17 protein-coding genes are annotated in these 17068 nt (G+C 57.6%); 12 read left to right on the top strand and 5 right to left on the bottom strand.

All coding sequences use genetic code 11. From position 1 onward, the window contains the following. Positions 1 to 41: 41 nt before the first annotated feature. The 3 genes from flgN to flgA form a co-directional block, all read right to left on the bottom strand. Positions 42 to 467, bottom strand: coding sequence for a flagella biosynthesis chaperone FlgN (gene flgN / locus IM291_RS01300; protein WP_028012701.1), 426 nt, complete (start codon positions 465 to 467; stop codon positions 42 to 44). A 4-nt stretch (positions 468 to 471) separates the two neighbouring features. Then, positions 472 to 765: a flagellar biosynthesis anti-sigma factor FlgM gene (gene flgM, locus IM291_RS01305; protein WP_014883360.1), complete on the bottom strand. Its 294-nt coding sequence runs from the start codon at positions 763 to 765 to the stop codon at positions 472 to 474. Positions 766 to 858: 93 nt separating this feature from the next. Beyond that, a complete protein-coding gene (gene flgA, locus IM291_RS01310; RefSeq protein WP_192985940.1) occupies positions 859 to 1518 on the bottom strand; it encodes a flagellar basal body P-ring formation chaperone FlgA in 660 nt (219 codons plus the stop codon). A gap of 157 nt (positions 1519 to 1675) precedes the next feature. Between flgA and flgB the strand changes: the two genes are divergently transcribed. The 11 genes from flgB to flgL all read left to right on the top strand — a co-directional run bounded on the left by flgB (position 1676) and on the right by flgL (position 11524). Then, the gene (gene flgB, locus IM291_RS01315) at positions 1676 to 2092 is read left to right on the top strand and encodes a flagellar basal body rod protein FlgB (RefSeq protein ID WP_008500815.1); all 417 of its coding nucleotides are present in this window, start codon (positions 1676 to 1678) and stop codon (positions 2090 to 2092) included. A 3-nt stretch (positions 2093 to 2095) separates the two neighbouring features. Next, positions 2096 to 2500 carry a flagellar basal body rod protein FlgC gene (gene flgC, locus IM291_RS01320; protein ID WP_013097138.1) on the top strand — a complete coding sequence of 135 codons (405 nt, stop codon included), beginning with the start codon at positions 2096 to 2098 and terminating at the stop codon, positions 2498 to 2500. Between the two features lie 11 nt (positions 2501 to 2511). After that, positions 2512 to 3222: a flagellar hook assembly protein FlgD gene (gene flgD / locus IM291_RS01325; protein WP_041910524.1), complete on the top strand. Its 711-nt coding sequence runs from the start codon at positions 2512 to 2514 to the stop codon at positions 3220 to 3222. A 26-nt stretch (positions 3223 to 3248) separates the two neighbouring features. After that, positions 3249 to 4457, top strand: a complete 1209-nt coding sequence (flgE, locus tag IM291_RS01330; protein ID WP_182035271.1) for a flagellar hook protein FlgE — start codon at positions 3249 to 3251, stop codon at positions 4455 to 4457. Positions 4458 to 4477: 20 nt separating this feature from the next. Continuing rightward, complete coding sequence (locus IM291_RS01335) at positions 4478 to 5233, top strand: flagellar basal body rod protein FlgF (protein ID WP_028012705.1); 756 nt, start codon at positions 4478 to 4480, stop codon at positions 5231 to 5233. Between the two features lie 11 nt (positions 5234 to 5244). After that, positions 5245 to 6027 carry a flagellar basal-body rod protein FlgG gene (gene flgG, locus IM291_RS01340; RefSeq protein ID WP_000625853.1) on the top strand — a complete coding sequence of 261 codons (783 nt, stop codon included), beginning with the start codon at positions 5245 to 5247 and terminating at the stop codon, positions 6025 to 6027. 57 nt (positions 6028 to 6084) lie between these two features. After that, entirely contained in the window at positions 6085 to 6783 is a 699-nt protein-coding gene (gene flgH / locus IM291_RS01345) for a flagellar basal body L-ring protein FlgH (protein WP_192985941.1), read from the top strand. 12 nt (positions 6784 to 6795) lie between these two features. Next, positions 6796 to 7887, top strand: coding sequence for a flagellar basal body P-ring protein FlgI (locus tag IM291_RS01350; RefSeq protein WP_028012706.1), 1092 nt, complete (start codon positions 6796 to 6798; stop codon positions 7885 to 7887). Next, on the top strand, positions 7887 to 8840 hold the full coding sequence (flgJ, locus tag IM291_RS01355; protein WP_192985942.1) for a flagellar assembly peptidoglycan hydrolase FlgJ: 954 nt from the start codon (positions 7887 to 7889) through the stop codon (positions 8838 to 8840). Before IM291_RS01350 ends, flgJ begins: the two co-directional genes overlap by 1 nt. 75 nt (positions 8841 to 8915) lie before the next feature. After that, on the top strand, positions 8916 to 10556 hold the full coding sequence (gene flgK, locus IM291_RS01360) for a flagellar hook-associated protein FlgK (RefSeq protein ID WP_192985943.1): 1641 nt from the start codon (positions 8916 to 8918) through the stop codon (positions 10554 to 10556). Positions 10557 to 10570: 14 nt separating this feature from the next. Next, positions 10571 to 11524 (top strand): flagellar hook-associated protein FlgL, encoded by a 954-nt coding sequence (gene flgL, locus IM291_RS01365; RefSeq protein ID WP_048999996.1) that lies wholly within the window; start codon positions 10571 to 10573, stop codon positions 11522 to 11524. A 75-nt stretch (positions 11525 to 11599) separates the two neighbouring features. On the opposite strand, the gene IM291_RS01370 is transcribed toward flgL, so the two are convergent. Beyond that, positions 11600 to 12814: an MFS transporter gene (locus IM291_RS01370; protein ID WP_028012710.1), complete on the bottom strand. Its 1215-nt coding sequence runs from the start codon at positions 12812 to 12814 to the stop codon at positions 11600 to 11602. A 109-nt stretch (positions 12815 to 12923) separates the two neighbouring features. Here IM291_RS01370 and IM291_RS01375 point away from each other — a divergent pair, with 109 nt between their 5' ends. Then, complete coding sequence (locus tag IM291_RS01375; protein WP_192985944.1) at positions 12924 to 13862, top strand: LysR family transcriptional regulator; 939 nt, start codon at positions 12924 to 12926, stop codon at positions 13860 to 13862. 41 nt (positions 13863 to 13903) lie between these two features. Here IM291_RS01375 and rne read toward each other — a convergent pair whose 3' ends face one another. Continuing rightward, a complete protein-coding gene (gene rne, locus IM291_RS01380; RefSeq protein ID WP_192985945.1) occupies positions 13904 to 17011 on the bottom strand; it encodes a ribonuclease E in 3108 nt (1035 codons plus the stop codon). Positions 17012 to 17068 lie beyond the last annotated feature (57 nt).

Below are 17068 nucleotides of genomic sequence, written 5' to 3' on the forward strand. Positions count from 1 at the left end.
ACCTCAGGGTGCTCCCCATTGCATGATTTGTCGCTTACGCGTCAAATCGAAATCTTTTTTACACCCGCAATACGTGCCGTCGCCGTCTGACCATCCGCGCCGTACAGTCCGGTTTCTTTATGCGGCTTCAGCACCTCAAGCGCCTGCTGATTACGCTCTATCTGGCCTTCAAGCAGCCAGCCGTTATGCTGGTTGAGATCGCGAAGATGCTGGGTTTTTTCGGTAATGGTCTGCCAGCGCTCGGCAATATCGTCATTGGCGCTGCGCTTCGAGTCCTGCTCGGCGCGGCGCTGCTGCTCCAGATAATCCAGCGTGGCCAGCAGCGAACTCTTATCTTCAGTAATACGCTGCAGCGCGCTGCCGTTAATGTGACCGGAAGAGAGATGCTGTTGTTCAGCATCCATTACCGTTTTCAGGTCGTTCAGGACAACCGTCATTTGATCCAGTATTTCTGACAGTCGACTCATACGGTTAGTTACTCTGTAAGAAACTCTGTGCTTCCTGAATCAGGGCATCAGCGATTTTGCTGGTGTCCATTTTCAGCTCACCGTTGCGAATAGCCGTTTTCAGCGCTTCAACACGTTCCATATTGATATCGTTGCTGCCTGGCTGCATCAGTTTTGCCTGGGCATCGCTCAGGGTCACGCTGGTGCTGTTAGACGTTGACGGTTTTTCCAGACGCGTTTTCTGAGGGGTAGCGTCGTTCGTTTCGCGAGGCTGTACAGCGCTTACCGGCTTCAGGGCTGATGTACGATCAATGCTCATAGTGTTGTCCTCATCGAGGGTTCGCGGCGTTTGCGCCTGACATCATCATTAGTGGAATATTTATCGGCACGCGCCGCGAAATCTTTAAAAAGATTATAGGTTAATCAGAATATTCCCATCAGAATCGACGGTTCCGCTCACCACCTGGCCTGAGGACATTCTGACGCGGGCGTTTTGCGCTACCGCGGCATTGTTTAAAGCTTTCCCTTCACTGTTGATGCTAAAGCCGTCTCCGTTGGCAACGACCATCACCTGCTGTCCAGCTTTGACACGCCACGCCTGGCGCAGCATGGAGAGCTGAATCGGCTGGCCCGGCGCGACATCGCGCAGGCTGACGGCGTCCTGTGCCTGGTTAATGTCCAGCATTGTCCGCGGCGGGAGCTGATCCAGACGCCCGCGCTTTAACGTCACGCTGTTTGCCTGCAGCGCGCTGCCACGCACAATGGGGACGGCGGCGACAACATAATTGCCCGTCGCCTGAACTGCAACCTGTAAATAGCGTTTTTCGTTGGCGCAGCGTGCCAGGACGTTCACATTGCCCCACAGCTTCGTGGTCCCCGTCACGCTGAATGACGGTTGCTCGCAGGTCGGATACAGATTCGGCGGCGTGCGGATGGTCACGTTAACGTCATCGCTAAATCCCGCCAGCTTCTGGGCAAAAAAATTCGTCAGCGCATCCTGTAAATCCCCGGCACTCACCAGAGGGCTAAACAGCAAGAAGGTTGCCATCAGGCCACGTTTTAACGTTTGCATCGCAAGTTCCACCGTTTCCAGAGTTGGATGAATTCTACCTGCAGTGGTTTTGCATCAACGGAATAAATAGCGACGCATTTTGTGCTTATTCCGTCGATAGGGGAGACCGGGTGAGATTTAAGCTGTGAACTGAAATTTTGCCATTAGCGGAGGAGACATGCTCGATAAACTCGACGCCGCGTTACGTTTTCAGCAGGAAGCGCTCAATTTACGCGCCCAGCGGCAGGAGATTTTAGCCGCCAACATCGCTAACGCCGATACGCCCGGGTATCAGGCGCGCGATATTGATTTTTCCAGTGAGCTCAAAAAGGTGATGGAGCGTGGACGTGCCGAAGGAACCGGTGTTGCACTCGCCATGACATCCTCTCGCCATATTCCCGCTCAGGCGATGACCGCGCCAGCGACCGATTTACTTTATCGCATTCCTGACCAGCCTTCACTCGACGGTAACACCGTGGATATGGACCGGGAGCGTACGCAGTTTGCCGATAACAGCCTGAAATACCAGACGGGCCTGACCGTACTCGGCGGACAAATCAAAGGCATGATGAACGTCCTGCAGGGGGGCAACTGATAAATGGCCTTGCTGAATATTTTTGATATCGCCGGCTCGGCGCTAACTGCCCAGTCCAAACGTCTGAACGTGGCCGCCAGTAACCTGGCGAACGCCGACAGCGTGACCGGACCTGACGGACAGCCTTATCGTGCCAAACAGGTTGTGTTTCAGGTCGACGCTGCGCCAGGCGCGGCAACGGGCGGCGTGAAGGTGTCTGACGTGGTTGAGAGCCAGGCGCCGGACAAGCTGGTGTATGAGCCAGGTAACCCGCTCGCGGACGCTAACGGATACGTGAAGATGCCAAACGTGGATGTGGTAGGCGAGATGGTGAACTCCATGTCGGCGTCCCGTAGCTACCAGGCGAACGTCGAAGTGCTTAATACCGTGAAGAGCATGATGCTCAAAACACTCACTCTCGGCCAGTAAAGGAGACATGCATGTCCATCGCCGTAAATGTGAATGATCCGACGAACACGGGTGTTAACAACACCAAAAGTTCGACAAGCTCCAGCTCCCTGACGGGAAGCAATGCCTCCGATTTGCAGAGCAGTTTTCTGACGCTGCTGGTGGCGCAGCTTAAGAACCAGGATCCGACTAACCCAATGCAGAACAACGAACTGACCACGCAGCTTGCGCAGATCAGTACCGTGAGCGGCATTGAGAAACTGAACACCACCCTCGGTTCCGTCTCCGGTCAGATTAACAGCGCTCAGTCCCTGCAGGCGGCAAGCCTGATTGGTCACGGTGTGATGATCCCGGGGACCACGATCCTGGCGGGCACCAGCACCACCGACGGTACATCGACCACCACCACTACGCCGTTCGGCGTTGAATTGCAGCAGGCGGCTGACAAAGTGACGGCGACGATCACCGACTCAACCGGCGCCGTGGTTCGCACCATCGACATCGGCGAGCTGAAAGCGGGCGTTCACACCTTTACCTGGGACGGCAGCCTGACCGACGGCACGAAAGCACCAAATGGCTCCTACAAAGTCGCGATTAGCGCCAGCAACGGGACGACCCAGCTGGTGGCGCAGCCGCTGCAGTTCGCGCTGGTTCAGGGCGTGATTAAAGGGGGCGACGGCAACAAACTGGATTTGGGTACTTCAGGTACCACCACACTCGACGAAGTTCGGCAGATTATCTAAGCCTTAACACTTATCAGGAGTAAGTCATGGCCTTTTCTCAAGCGGTCAGCGGCCTGAATGCTGCGGCCACCAACCTGGACGTCATTGGCAACAACATCGCCAACTCCGCGACCTATGGTTTCAAATCCGGTTCTGCGTCTTTTGCAGATATGTTTGCCGGTTCCAAAGTGGGTCTGGGCGTAAAAGTGGCGGGCATCACTCAGGACTTTACCGACGGTACCACCACCAACACCGGTCGTGGCTTGGACGTTGCCATCAGCCAGAACGGTTTCTTCCGTATGGTCGATGCAAACGGCTCGGTGTTCTACAGCCGTAACGGCCAGTTCAAGCTGGACGAAAACCGTAACCTGGTGAACATGCAGGGGATGCAATTAACGGGGTATCCGGTTGCGGGAACGCCATCAACGGTTCAGACCGGTGCGAATCCACAGGCGATTAATATCCCGACCACGCTGATGGCCGCGAAGTCCACCACCACGGCTTCCCAGCAGATTAACCTCAACTCCACCGATGCTGCACCAACCGCCGCCTTCGATCCGGCCAACCCGGATACCTACAACAAAAAAGGTACGGTAACCGTCTTTGATAGCCAGGGTAATGCGCACAACATGAACCTGTTTTACGTCAAAGATGCAACCCCTGCTAACTCCTGGAAAGTGTATGCCCAGGACGGCAGCGTGGCAGGCAGCGCGGCACCAGCGGTCACTACCTTGACCTTCGATAATAACGGTACGTTGATCGGGGGTGGAAACATCAACATCACTACCGCGACTATCCCAGGTGCGGACCCGGCGACCTTCGCGATGAGTTTTGCTAACTCCATGCAGCAGAACACCGGTGCGAACAATATCGTGGCGACCAACCAGAACGGCTTCAAGCCGGGCGACCTGGTGAGCTATCAGATTAACGATGACGGCACCGTCGTCGGGAACTACTCCAACGAGCAGACTCAGGTGCTGGGCCAGATCGTGCTGGCAAACTTCGCCAACAACGAAGGTCTGAAATCTGAAGGCGATAACGTCTGGTCGGCTACCCAGTCCTCCGGCGTGGCGCTGCTGGGCACCGCGGGCTCCGGTAACTTCGGCACGCTGACCAACGGCGCGCTGGAAGCCTCTAACGTGGACCTGAGTAAAGAACTGGTGAACATGATTGTCGCGCAGCGTAACTATCAGTCGAACGCGCAGACCATCAAGACCCAGGATCAGATCCTCAACACGCTGGTTAACCTGCGTTAAGCGGCTAACAGGAAAGCGCAATGGATCACGCAATATATACCGCGATGGGCGCGGCAAGTCAGACGCTCAGCCAGCAGGCCGTTACCGCCAGCAATCTGGCAAACGCCTCTACGCCGGGCTTTCGCGCGCAGCTGAATGCGCTGCGCGCGGTGCCGGTGGAAGGGCTCTCCCTGCCGACCCGTACGCTGGTGGCGGCATCCACCCCGGGCGCAGACATGACGCCAGGGCAGATGGATTACACCTCACGCCCGCTGGACGTTGCTCTGCAGCAGGACGGCTGGCTGGCGGTGCAAACGGCGGACGGTGGCGAAGGCTATACCCGTAACGGGAATATCCAGGTCAGCGCGACCGGCCAGCTGACGATTCAGGGGCATCCGGTGATGGGTGAAGCGGGCCCGCTGACCGTGCCGGAAGGCTCTGAGCTGACCATCGCCGCGGACGGCACCATCTCGGCGCTGAACCCGGGCGATCCGGCCAACACCGTTGCCCCCGTCGGGCGTCTGAAGCTGGTCAAAGCGGAAGGCAAAGAGGTGCAGCGCGGCGACGACGGCATGTTCCGTCTGACCCAGGCAGCTCAGGCTACCCGTGGTGCCACTTTACAGGCCGATCCGAGCATCCGCGTGATGTCCGGCGTTCTGGAAGGCAGCAACGTTAAGCCGGTAGCCGCTATGAGCGACATGATCGCCAGCGCCCGTCGTTTTGAAATGCAGATGAAAATTATCAGCAGCGTGGACGAAAACGCGGGCAAGGCTAACCAACTTCTGTCGATGAGTTAACAGGACTCTTTATGATCAGTTCTTTATGGATCGCGAAAACTGGCCTGGACGCGCAGCAAACCAACATGGATGTGATTGCCAACAACCTGGCAAACGTGAGCACCAATGGTTTCAAGCGTCAGCGCGCCGTTTTCGAAGATTTGCTTTATCAAACCATCCGCCAGCCGGGCGCGCAGTCTTCTGAACAGACGACGCTGCCGTCAGGCCTGCAGATCGGTACCGGCGTTCGCCCGGTGGCGACCGAGCGTCTGCATAGCCAGGGCAACCTGTCTCAGACCAACAACAGCAAAGACGTGGCGATCAAAGGCCAGGGCTTCTTCCAGGTGCAGCTGCCTGACGGGACCTCTGCCTACACCCGTGACGGTTCCTTCCAGGTCGATCAGAACGGTCAACTGGTGACGGCGGGCGGTTTCCAGGTTCAGCCTGCGATCACCATTCCGGCGAACGCCCTGAGTATTACCATCGGCCGCGACGGCATCGTGAGCGTGACCCAGCAGGGGCAGGCCGCGCCGGTCCAGGTCGGCCAGCTCAACCTGACCACCTTCATGAACGATACCGGTCTGGAAAGCATTGGTGAGAACCTCTACACCGAAACGCAATCCTCCGGTACGCCAAATGAAAGTACGCCAGGCCTGAACGGTGCCGGTCTGCTGTATCAGGGGTATGTCGAAACCTCCAATGTGAACGTGGCGGAAGAGCTGGTGAATATGATCCAGGTCCAGCGCGCGTATGAAATTAACAGTAAAGCAGTGTCGACGACCGATCAGATGCTGCAGAAACTGACGCAACTCTAAGGTGTAGCCCGGTGCGGTAAACCCCGCACCGGCTCCCTGTTTTCGAAGATGAATGCAATGCAAAAAAACGCGGCGTTTCGTTATCCGATACTGACTGTTCTGGCCGTCACCCTCACCGGGTGTGCCTGGATCCCGTCTAAACCATTGGTCCAGGGTGCGACGACTGCCCAACCCGTTCCTGGCCCTGCGCCAGTTGTAAACGGCTCCATTTTCCAGACCGCGCAGCCGATTAACTACGGCTATCAGCCGCTGTTTGAAGATCGCCGCCCGCGTAATGTCGGCGATACATTGACCATTGTGCTGCAGGAAAACGTCAGCGCGAGCAAGAGCTCGTCGGCGAACGCCAGCCGCGATGGCAAAACCAATTTTGGCTTTGACACCGTTCCACGCTATCTGCAGGGCCTGTTCGGCAATGCCCGTGCGGATGTTGAGGCCTCCGGCGGCAACACCTTTAACGGTAAAGGTGGCGCGAACGCCAGCAACACCTTCAGCGGTACGCTGACGGTCACGGTTGACCAGGTGTTGGTTAACGGCAATTTACACGTCGTGGGTGAAAAACAGATCGCCATTAACCAGGGCACTGAATTCATTCGCTTCTCGGGCGTGGTGAATCCACGCACCATCAGCGGCACCAACACCGTTCCGTCCACCCAGGTGGCGGATGCGCGCATTGAGTACGTCGGCAACGGCTACATTAATGAAGCGCAGAATATGGGTTGGCTGCAGCGCTTCTTCCTTAATTTATCGCCGATGTAAGCGAGGTGACCCATGTTTAAATCGATCTTCGCCGCGGCGCTGGTTCTTGTCGCAACGTTTGCCCAGGCCGATCGCATTCGCGATCTCACCAGCGTTCAGGGCGTCCGCGGGAACTCGCTGATTGGCTATGGCCTGGTGGTGGGGCTGGACGGTACCGGTGACCAGACGACCCAGACGCCGTTTACCACCCAAAGCTTAAACAACATGCTTTCCCAGCTCGGCATTACCGTGCCGGCGGGAACCAACATGCAGCTGAAAAACGTGGCCGCGGTAATGGTCACTGCCTCATACCCGGCGTTTGCGCGCCAGGGGCAGACCATTGACGTGGTGGTCTCCTCAATGGGTAACGCCAAAAGCCTGCGCGGCGGTACGCTGCTGATGACCCCGCTGAAAGGCGTCGACAGCCAGGTCTACGCGCTGGCGCAGGGGAACATCCTGGTCGGCGGGGCAGGCGCATCCGCTGGTGGAAGCAGCGTACAGGTGAACCAGCTGAACGGCGGGCGCATCACCAACGGTGCGATCATCGAGCGTGAACTGCCGACCCAGTTTGGCGCGGGCAACACCATCAACCTGCAGCTGAATAATGAAGACTTCACGATGGCGCAGCAGATTGCCGACACCATCAACCGCAGCTATGGCAATGCCACGGCACTGGATGCGCGTACCGTGCAGATCCGCACCTCCACCGGCAGCAGCAACCAGGTGCGCATGCTGGCGGATATCCAGAATCTGGAAGTGAACGTGCCGGTGCAGGATGCCAAAGTGATCATCAACTCCCGTACGGGCTCCGTGGTGATGAACCGGGAAGTGTCGCTGGATAGCTGTGCCGTGGCGCAGGGTAACCTGTCGGTGACGGTTAACCGTTCCGCCAACGTCAGCCAGCCGGATACACCATTTGGTGGCGGCCAGACGGTAGTGACGCCGCAAACGCAGATTGATTTACGCCAGAGCGGCGGTTCCCTGCAGAGCGTGCGCTCCAGCGCCAACCTGAACAGCGTGGTACGTGCCCTGAACGCCCTGGGCGCGACGCCGATGGATCTGATGTCCATTCTGCAATCGATGCAAAGCGCGGGCTGCCTGCGCGCCAAACTGGAAATCATCTAATGTTGACCGATAGCAAACTGTTGACCAGTGCCGCCTGGGACGCCCAGTCGCTCAACGAACTGAAAGCCAAAGCAGGTAAAGACCCGGCGGCGAATATCCGCCCGGTTGCCCGCCAGGTGGAAGGGATGTTTGTACAGATGATGCTGAAGAGCATGCGCGAAACCCTGCCGAAAGACGGGATGTTCAGCAGCGATTCAACGCGTCTCTACACCAGCATGTATGACCAGCAGATTGCGCAGCAGATGACCGCCGGTAAAGGCCTCGGTCTGGCTGACATGATTGTCAAACAGACCGCCGCCGCACAGGGTGTTCAGCCAGAAGAGCAGACGCCGCAGGTGCCGATGAAGTTCGACCTCGAAACGGTGACCAGTTATCAGAACCAGGCGCTGACGCAGATGGTGCGTAAAGCGATACCGAAGGCAACGGGCAGCGGCGACGAGGCGCTCTCCGGTGACAGCAAAGACTTCCTGGCGCAGCTTTCTCTGCCGGCACGGCTTGCCAGTGAACAGAGCGGCGTGCCTCACCACCTGATTCTGGCCCAGGCCGCGCTGGAGTCGGGCTGGGGCCAGCGCCAGATCCGCAAGGAAAACGGCGACCCGAGCTTCAACATCTTCGGCGTGAAGGCCACCTCCAGCTGGAAGGGGCCGACCACCGAGATCACGACTACGGAATACGAGAACGGCGCGGCGGTGAAGGTGAAAGCCAAATTCCGCGTTTACAGCTCTTATCTGGAAGCGTTGTCTGACTATGTGGGGCTGCTGAGCCGAAATCCGCGCTATACCGCCGTTACGCAGGCGGCGACAGCGGAGCAGGGCGCTCAGGCCCTGCAAAACGCGGGCTACGCAACCGACCCGAACTACGCGCGCAAGCTCACCAGCATGATCCAGCAGCTGAAATCGATGGGCGAGAAGGTCAGCAAAGCCTATAGCACAGATATCGAAAATCTGTTCTGAAAGTTCTCAAGTCCCGGTGGAGGTTGCCGATAACCTTCATCAGGACTCGTGTCTGAACGTATAAAAGGAACCCCCATGTCCAGTTTGATTAACAGCGCCATGAGTGGCCTCAGTGCCGCGCAGTCGGCACTCAATACCGTCAGTAATAATATTTCAAGCTATAACGTGGCAGGTTACACCCGCCAGACGACGGTGCTGGGTGCATCTAACAGCACGCTGACCGGCGGTGGCTGGGTGGGTAACGGGGTATATGTCTCCGGTGTCCAGCGTGAATATGACGCTTTCATCACCAACCAGCTGCGCGCCGCGCAGACCCAGAGCAGCGGCCTGACCACGCGCTATCAGCAGATGTCAAAAATTGACGATGTGCTCTCCGATACCACCAACTCGCTTTCCACCACCCTGCAGGATTTCTTTAAGAGCCTGCAAACGCTGGTGAGCAACGCGGAAGACCCGGCTGCGCGTCAGACGGTGCTGGGAAAAGCGAGCGGCCTGGTCAATCAGTTCAAAACCAACGATCAGTATCTCCGCGATCAGGATTCGCAGGTGAATACCGCGATTTCAACCAGCGTGTCGCAGATCAACAACTACGCCAAACAGATTGCCAACCTGAACGATCAGATCTCCCGTCTGACCGGCGTTGGCGCGGGCGCATCCCCGAATGATTTGCTCGACCAGCGCGATCAGCTCGTCACTGAGCTGAACAAAATCGTGGGCGTGGAAGTCTCTGTGCAGGATAGCGGCACGTATAACATCTCTTTCGGCAACGGTTACAGCCTGGTGCAAGGCAGCAAAGCTAACCAGCTGGCGGCCGTGAAGTCCAGCGCCGATCCGTCCCGTACCACTATCGCCTACGTTGATGACGTGGTGGGTAATGTCGAGATCCCGGAAAAGACGATCACGACCGGTTCGTTAGGCGGTTTGCTGACGTTCCGTGCTGAAGATCTGGATAAAGCTCGTAACACCCTGAACCAGATGGCGCTGGCCTTTGCTGATGCGATGAACAAACAGCATGAGGCCGGCTTTGATGCCAATGGCGATGCGGGCGGTAAGCTGTTCGACTTTGGTTCTCCGGCCGTGCTTTCCAACAGCAAGAATAGCGGCACGGCGGCGGTCACTGCCACCGTTGCGGACAGCACCAAAGTTCAGGCAACGGACTATACGCTGCAGTTTAACGGCACCGACTGGACCATCACCCGTGCCTCGGACAAGACCAGCTTTACAATGAGCCCGGATGCCAGCGGTAATCTGTCGTTTGATGGCCTCAACGTGAACGTCAGCGGTTCGGCAAATACCAAAGACAGCTTTACCGTGAAGCCCGTGGCCGATGTCATCATGAATATGGAATTGTCCATCAGCGACGAGTCCAAACTGGCCATGGCCGCGGTGCAGAAGGGCGGTGAGAGCGACAACCGCAACGGGCAGAAAATGCTCGATCTGCAAAACAGCAAAGTGGTTGGCGGAAACAAAACCTTCAACGATGCGTACGCTTCGCTCGTCAGCACCGTCGGGAGCACCACTGCCTCACTGAAGGTGAGCAGCCAGACAAAAGCCAACGTGGAAACGCAGTTAACCAAGCAGCAGCAGAGCATCTCCGGGGTCAACCTCGACGAAGAGTATGGCAACCTGCAGCGGTATCAGCAGTACTACCTCGCCAACGCGCAGGTGCTTCAGACTGCCAGTACGCTCTTTGATGCAATTATCAACATTCGTTAAGGTTGAGGTGAATAATGCGCATTAGCACCCAGATGATGTACGAGCAGAACATGCGTGGGATCACCGATTCCCAGAGCAAATGGCTGAGCTACGGTGAGCAAATGTCGACCGGTAAGCGCGTCAACCGTCCGTCGGACGATCCTATCGCGGCTTCGCAGTCCATTGTGCTGTCACAATCTCAGTCACAAAACAGCCAGTTTGCGTTAGCGCGTACCTTTGCAACGCAGAAGGTCTCGCTGGAAGATAACGTGCTGGCCCAGGTGAATACTGCGTTATCAAGCGTGCGTGAGAAGCTGGTCTATGCGTCTAACGGCACGTTAAGCGATGACGACCGTCTCTCTCTGGCGACCGATATCCAGGGGATCCGCGACCAGCTGATGAACCTGGCTAACACCACGGACGGCAACGGTCGTTTTATCTTTGCGGGATACAAAACCGAGACCGCGCCGTTTGATGCCGCAACCGGCACCTACAATGGTGGTACTGAGGCGATTACGCAGCAGGTTGATACGGCGCGAAACATGGCAATCAGCCATACCGGCCAGCAGATCTTCGAGAGCATTACCAGTAATGCGCAAGAGCTGCCGGGCGGGGGCTATGGCGACACCAACATGTTTAAAATCCTGGACTCTGCCATTGCGTCGCTGAAAACGCCGATTGAGAACGATCCGGCCGCCGCCGCCGCGCAAAGCCAGGTGATTTCCAACGCGCAAATCGGCATCAAAAACTCTCAGAACAATGTCCTGACGGTTGTTGCGGATGTGGGAACGAAGATGAACGAGCTGGAAAAACTCGATACGCTGGGCGATGACCGCGCGCTGGGTCAGACCAAGCAGATGAGCGACCTGGTTGATGTCGACTGGAACGAAGCGATCTCCTCTTACACCATGCAGCAGGCGGCCCTGCAGGCCTCTTATAAAGCGTTTAGCGATATGCAGGGCATGTCTCTGTTCCAGCTGAACAAATAACATCTTGACCTCTTGGAACATGTCTTGAAACTGGGCATGTTTTACTGCCCAATCCGTCTGGATTGGGCATTTTTTTTATGCCATTTCTGCTGGTGCCGAGGCGACCCGCGCGCTTTCAATCATACGGATTGCCAGCGCAATGATGCCGCAGACCGTTGCCAGCGCAACCACGCCCGTCCAGCCAGCCAGCGTGTAAATATTGCTGCCTAACGCGGAACCCAAAGCCATGCCGATAAAGATCACGGTAAAGAGCAGGGCGTTCAGACGACCCCGCGCCTGTGGCTCAAGGCTGTAAACCAGATTCTGGTGCGCGACCAGGCTGGACTGCAGGCCCAGATCGAACCCGATAGCAGAGACGGCAATCAGAATCAGCTGTCCGTGAATCCCCAGGGCGGGCATCAGGAACATCAGGGCAAACGAGACGGTCACAAGGACGGCACCAAGCTGCGTGACTTTCCCGGCACCCAGTTTATCCGCCAGGCCGCCCGCCAGCGGGGCTGCCAACGCACCGGCTGCCCCTGCGATACCAAAACCACCGGCGACGGCACTCCCGAGGTGATAGCGTTCCAGCAGCATGACCGCAAGCGTAGACCAGAAGGCGCTAAAGGCTATCGACAGAAAACCCTGGGCCAGCGCGGCACGGCGCAGAGCGGGATAGCGACGCCACAGATGTTCCATCGAGCGCAGCAGTGCGGGATAGCTCAGCGTGGAGTGAACGGCGAAACGAGGGAGTACGGCCCACATCACCACGCCGATAAACGCAATACTTCCCGCAGCCAGCTGATACATCACGCGCCAGCCAAACGCTTCGCCCACCACGCCGCTGACGGTTCGGGAGAGCAAAATGCCCAGCAGCAGACCGGTCATCACCGTACCCACGGTTTTCCCCTGTTTGCCTTCCGGCGCAAGGATCGCCGCAGCCGGGACAATATCCTGCGCCATGGTGGCGGCCATGCCGATGAGCAGGCTTGCCAGCAGCAGGGAGTGGATCTGTCCGGTCAGGCTACAGCCCAGCAGGAACAGAGCCAGGGCCGCGCTCTTTATCAGGATTAACGTTCTGCGGTCGTGGCGATCGCCGAGCGGCAACAGGAACAGGATCCCTAAGGCATATCCCGCCTGGGTGAGGGTCGGGACCAGGCCCATTCCTTCGATACTCAGGTGAAGGTCGGCGCCCATCAGAGGCAGCAGAGGCTGGGCATAATAGATGGATGCCACGCTGAAGCCTGCACCCAGCGCCAGCATTAAGATTACCCAGCGGCTTACGGCATGGGCGGCGGTTGTTGTGTTCATAAGACGTTCCTCATTCATCGTGTGAGGCTATTTTTCATCAGTACGCCTTGCGGCGGTAGCGGGCGCGGTGGTAAAACGCTTATACGTTGAACGTATTGATGAAAAGTAAATGAAAAGAGCTGAGCGTATAGACAGGGTAGAGCTAATGCGGACGTTTGTCCGCATTGTGGAGGCGGGTTCCCTCTCTGCGGCGGCACGGCAGCTGGACACCACCCAGGCCACGGTGAGCCGGCGGCTGCAGTCGCTTGAGACTATGCTGGGCGTGCGTCTGATGTTGCGCACCACCCACACGACGCGGCTGACGGATGACGGGGAGCGCTGCTATCAGCATGCCCGTCGGGTAATTGACAGCTGGCTGGCGCTGGAAGATGAGGTGGGGCAGACGGAAGATGAACCTGTAGGCGTGCTGCGGGTGCGGGCACCGCATGCGTTTGGTCAGGATCAGCTCCTGAAACCACTAACAGAATTTCTACAGCGTTATCCGCAGCTTTCTATTGAGTGGATGCTCAACGATCGGTCGGCTGATTTTCTGGGCGACAACCTTGACTGCGCTATTCGGGTGGGAATGGAAGTCGACCCGGCGACCGTGTCCGTGCTGCTGGCCGAAGTGCCGCGCTCGGTGGTGGCTTCTCCGGCATTGCTGGACCGCTTTCCGACGGTTAACGCCCCGGAGGATTTGCAGCAGCTTCCCTGGATTGCCATTAGCTCTTTCTACCAGCGCCATGTGGAGCTTTTTCACGAGGCATCATCCGCCACCGCACGCGTGATAATTACCCCACGCCTGAGCACTGACAGTCTGTATGTCGCACGCACTACGGCACTCACCGGTCTTGGCGTGGCGGTAGTATCCAGCTGGACGGTACAGGATGATATCCGGGAAGGTCGGCTGGTACATTTGCTGCCAGAGTGGCAGCCGGCGGCGTTACCGGTGCATCTGGTTTACCCCTGGTCCCGGTATTATCCTGCGCGCTTGCGGCGATTTCTGGAGCTAATGCGGCAGATCATGCCGGAGGTCACCGGGATGAGAAAGCCCGTGCAGCAGCCATAAAAAAAGCCGACCCGAAGGTCGGCTTTTTACTTTCTGCGTCGTTATTCGACAGACTGTGGACGCGTCGCTGGTGCAGTCGCCTGATGCGTTGCACTGTGACCGCCTGCAGCGCCTTTACCGTCAAAGCTGAACGCCGGGCGAACCCAGTCGCTGTGACGCGGTGCTTCAGGCACATACTCTGGTGCCGGAGCGCGCGTCATCGGCGCTGTCGCAACGTGAGCAGGCGCAGGAGCGGTAACAACCTTAACCGGCTCTGGCTCCACTTCAGGCGCTTTCGCTTCTTCAACAACCGGTTCAACCTGAATCTCAACGTCCTGAACGATTTCTTCAGTGGTGGTTTCTACGACGGTTTCAGCGGCTTCTTCCACTGCGGCTACTGGTTCAGCCTCTTCAGCGACTTCCTCAGCCACCACGACATCTTCTTCGGCGATAATCTGCGGTGCGGCATCAACCGGCGCGGCAATCACTTCAGGATGGGTGGTTTCGACGTCCACTGCGTGTGGTTCTGCCGCTTCAACAACCTGAGGTTCAACCACGGTTGCTGCTTCGGTCACAGCGTCTTCAACCGCTGCTACAGGAGCAATCACCTCTTCGGTCACAGCCTGCTCTTCAACAACCTGTTCCAGGCGAGCGACCGGATAACGGATCCAGACTTTGCCGGATGCCATTTCTGGTGACGCGCACGCCACGGTCAACGGCATTGGAGACTGAGTCGGATAACGCTCGTCACGGTAGCGACGACGACGCTGGCCACTCACGCGCAGATGACGCGGAGAACGGCGGGAGCGACGCGGCATACCCGCGTTGTCACGGTTTTCACCGTTTTCATCCTGCTCAACGTTATTGTCCACTACGGCTGGCAGGTCAACTTTTGCAACCTGCGTGCCTGTTGCGGTTTCTGCCACTTCAGCCGCAACTACGGTGGTTTCTTCTACCGGAGCCGCACCAATGCGCACTTTCTGTGCCAGCTGGCGCTGCTTACGACGAGGCATCACCTGAGTACGTTCTTCCTGCTCGCCGTCCTGCTGCTCAGCGGGCTCTTCGCGGTTCAGGTTTTTAACTTCCTGCTGCGCCTGACGCTTCTCGTCGTTACGACGACGGTTGCGTTCGCGGCGTGGCTGCTGCTCGTCGCGCTGCTTGCTCTTCTCGGACTCATCGCCCGCCTGCTGGCGAATTTCACGATCTTCAACATTCTGCTGCTGTTTCTCGCGACGGTTGCGACGGTTGTCTTCGCGCTGTTCACGGCCTTCGTTATTGTCTGAACGGCTGTCACGACGCTCGTTACGGTCGCTGCGGTCGTTACGATCGCGGCGGTTGTTCTGACGCTTGCGACGGTCCTGCTGACGTTCAGGTTTGGCAGCTTTAGGTTCTTCTTTCGGCTGCTCTGGCTGAACTTCTTCACCCGCAAACATCTTCTTCAGCGCGCCGAAGAAGCGACTCAGCAGACCCGGTTGCGCCGGCTGGACTTTCGCGGCCGCGGCTTCTGGTTTCTGCGCCGCCGGTTTGGCTGCCGGTTTTTCCAGCGCCGCTTCCGGTGGGGCTTCAGGCATAATGAAGGTCGCTAACGCAGGCTGCTCTGGCAGTTTGCGCTCGGCAGGTTCTTCATCGGAAGGCAGCGCCATCTCTTCTTCATGCAGCTTCGGCAGCAGGTAGCTGAGGGTGCTGGTCTCTTCGCCCTTACGGACACGCAGCACGTGATAGTGCGGGGTTTCCATCTGGTCGTTTGGCACGATGATGCAGCGAACGCCGCCCTGACGCGCTTCGATTGCGCTGACCGCTGCACGTTTTTCGTTCAGCAAGTAGGAGGCAATCGGCACAGGCACAATGGCGTGAACCTCTTTGGTGTTCTCTTTCAGCGCTTCTTCTTCAATCAGACGCAGGATAGAGAGAGACAGCGATTCGTTATCACGTACGGTACCGGTGCCGGAGCAGCGCGGGCAGACGTGATGGCTGGACTCACCCAGCGACGGGCTCAGACGCTGGCGGGACATCTCCAGCAGGCCGAAGCGCGAGATGTGGCTAATCTGGATACGCGCGCGATCCTGACGCACCGCTTCACGCAGGCGGTTTTCAACCGCGCGCTGGTGGCGAACAGGGGTCATGTCGATGAAGTCGATAACAATCAGACCGCCCAGGTCGCGCAGGCGGAGCTGGCGGGCGATTTCATCAGCGGCTTCAAGGTTGGTGTTGAAGGCCGTCTCTTCGATGTCCCCGCCGCGGGTAGCACGCGCGGAGTTGATGTCGATAGCGGTCAGCGCTTCGGTGGTATCGATAACGATAGAACCGCCAGACGGCAGGCGCACTTCACGCTGGAAGGCGGACTCGATCTGGGATTCGATCTGATAATGGCTGAACAGCGGGATTTCACCGGTGTACAGTTTAATTTTGCTGGTGAAATCCGGACGACCCAGCGCGGCGATGTGCTGGCGAGCCAGCTCAAGCACTTTCGGGTTATCGATCAGAATCTCACCGATGTCCTGACGCAGGTAATCACGGAAGGCACGCACGATAACGTTGCTTTCCTGGTGGATCAGGAACGGAGCAGGGCGGCTTTCTGCGGCTTTCTGGATAGCTTCCCAGTGCTTCAGACGGAAGCTCAGGTCCCACTGCAGCGCTTCGGCAGATTTGCCCACGCCCGCGGTACGCACGATAAGCCCCATGCCATCCGGCAGCTCAAGACTTGCCAGCGCTTCTTTCAGCTCGGTACGGTCATCACCTTCGATACGGCGAGAGATGCCCCCCGCGCGCGGGTTGTTTGGCATCAGCACCAGATAGCTCCCCGCCAGGCTGATAAAGGTGGTCAGTGCGGCACCCTTGTTGCCGCGCTCTTCTTTATCAATCTGAACGATAACTTCCTGACCTTCACGCAGAACATCTTTGATGTTTGGGCGGCCATGGGCGTTGTAGTTTGCAGGGAAATATTCGCGGGCGATTTCTTTCAGAGGGAGGAAACCATGACGCTCAGCACCGTAATCGACAAATGCAGCTTCAAGGCTTGGTTCAATGCGGGTGATTTTACCTTTGTAAATGTTCGCTTTTTTCTGTTCGTGTCCAGGACTTTCGATATCCAGATCGTACAGGCGCTGCCCATCCACAAGGGCGACACGCAACTCTTCTTGCTGAGTTGCGTTGATTAACATTCTTTTCATCGTAACTTACTCGTTATTCTTACATTGACGACAAAGCTGCGGGCAAGGTGACGCTTT

This window comes from Enterobacter cloacae complex sp. P27C (genome assembly GCF_014895705.1).
GTDB classification, from domain to species: Bacteria; Pseudomonadota; Gammaproteobacteria; order Enterobacterales; family Enterobacteriaceae; genus Enterobacter; species Enterobacter bugandensis.

Coding starts and splice junctions, on each gene's coding strand:
- flgN (WP_028012701.1), bottom strand. CDS start 467: ATGAGTCGACTGTCAGAAATACTGGATCAAATGACGGTTGTCCTGAAC.
- flgM (WP_014883360.1), bottom strand. CDS start 765: ATGAGCATTGATCGTACATCAGCCCTGAAGCCGGTAAGCGCTGTACAG.
- flgA (WP_192985940.1), bottom strand. CDS start 1,518: ATGCAAACGTTAAAACGTGGCCTGATGGCAACCTTCTTGCTGTTTAGC.
- flgB (WP_008500815.1), top strand. CDS start 1,676: ATGCTCGATAAACTCGACGCCGCGTTACGTTTTCAGCAGGAAGCGCTC.
- flgC (WP_013097138.1), top strand. CDS start 2,096: ATGGCCTTGCTGAATATTTTTGATATCGCCGGCTCGGCGCTAACTGCC.
- flgD (WP_041910524.1), top strand. CDS start 2,512: ATGTCCATCGCCGTAAATGTGAATGATCCGACGAACACGGGTGTTAAC.
- flgE (WP_182035271.1), top strand. CDS start 3,249: ATGGCCTTTTCTCAAGCGGTCAGCGGCCTGAATGCTGCGGCCACCAAC.
- IM291_RS01335 (WP_028012705.1), top strand. CDS start 4,478: ATGGATCACGCAATATATACCGCGATGGGCGCGGCAAGTCAGACGCTC.
- flgG (WP_000625853.1), top strand. CDS start 5,245: ATGATCAGTTCTTTATGGATCGCGAAAACTGGCCTGGACGCGCAGCAA.
- flgH (WP_192985941.1), top strand. CDS start 6,085: ATGCAAAAAAACGCGGCGTTTCGTTATCCGATACTGACTGTTCTGGCC.
- IM291_RS01350 (WP_028012706.1), top strand. CDS start 6,796: ATGTTTAAATCGATCTTCGCCGCGGCGCTGGTTCTTGTCGCAACGTTT.
- flgJ (WP_192985942.1), top strand. CDS start 7,887: ATGTTGACCGATAGCAAACTGTTGACCAGTGCCGCCTGGGACGCCCAG.
- flgK (WP_192985943.1), top strand. CDS start 8,916: ATGTCCAGTTTGATTAACAGCGCCATGAGTGGCCTCAGTGCCGCGCAG.
- flgL (WP_048999996.1), top strand. CDS start 10,571: ATGCGCATTAGCACCCAGATGATGTACGAGCAGAACATGCGTGGGATC.
- IM291_RS01370 (WP_028012710.1), bottom strand. CDS start 12,814: ATGAACACAACAACCGCCGCCCATGCCGTAAGCCGCTGGGTAATCTTA.
- IM291_RS01375 (WP_192985944.1), top strand. CDS start 12,924: ATGAAAAGAGCTGAGCGTATAGACAGGGTAGAGCTAATGCGGACGTTT.
- rne (WP_192985945.1), bottom strand. CDS start 17,011: ATGAAAAGAATGTTAATCAACGCAACTCAGCAAGAAGAGTTGCGTGTC.